Origin of the sequence: Citricoccus zhacaiensis, from assembly GCF_014645315.1 — a bacterium.
In the GTDB taxonomy this organism is placed as follows: domain Bacteria; phylum Actinomycetota; class Actinomycetes; order Actinomycetales; family Micrococcaceae; genus Citricoccus; species Citricoccus zhacaiensis.
The window spans coordinates 1-872 of record NZ_BMLQ01000020.1; the positions used below are offsets into that span (position 1 = coordinate 1).

1 protein-coding gene is annotated in these 872 nt (G+C 66.5%); it reads right to left on the minus strand.

Translation table 11 applies throughout. The features are described 5' to 3' along the window. A partial coding sequence (locus IEX49_RS16615; protein ID WP_188807295.1) for an IS481 family transposase occupies positions 1-872 on the minus strand: 872 nt, incomplete at both ends.

An 872-nucleotide genomic window follows, 5' to 3' on the forward strand; every position in this document is an offset into this window, starting at 1 on the left:
GCTCTATCTCGCTGGTATAGGGCTTCGCGTAGGCCCATTCAGCGGCGAGGGTGCGGTTGAATCTCTCGACCTTGCCGTTGGTCTGTGGCCGGTAAGGTTTGGTCTTTTTGTGCTTGACGCTCTCTCCGAGGGCGTCAGCGAAGGCGTGGGACCGATAGCAGGCGCCGTTATCGGTCATCACCGCGTTCACGGTGATCCCGAGGCCGGCGAAGAACGCGTTCGCGCGGGTCCAGAAGCCGGCGGCGGTTTCTTTGCGTTCGTCGTCGAGGATCTCCGAGTACGCGATGCGGGAGTGGTCGTCGACGGCGTGGTGCAGGTATCGGTAGCCGCGTGAGCCCGCCGCGCCGGCACGCGTCGCTTTTCCTCGGGCGAGGCCGGCAGCGCGGTCCTGCACGGATCCCTTCCCATGGACACGCCAGCCCCCGCCGTCCGGGATGCGGCCTTGCTTCTTGATGTCCACGTGGACGAGCTGGCCGGGCCTGTCGACCTCGTAGCGCACCGGTTTGGCTTTACGGACCGGCAGACCAGTGGCCTGGTCGATATTCGCCAGCTTCGGCATCCGATACCGGGCCAGCACCCTACCGACTGTCGAGCGATGCAACCGCAGGTGATAAGCGATCCGGTGTGGCCCCCATCGGCGCGTGAACCGCAACGCGACGATCCGCCGCTCGGTCTGGTGCGGCAGCCGGTTCGGCGAGGTCTGCGGCCTCGAGCTGCGATCGATCAACGGTAGCCCGGCCCGATATCGATCGGCCCATCGCTTCGCCGTTGCCGGTGAGCACTGGAAGCGCTCCGCCGCCCGACGCAACGGCCAGCCCTGATCGACAACGAGAACAGCAAGACGACGACGCCCCTCGGGCGTCAAGGGTGCG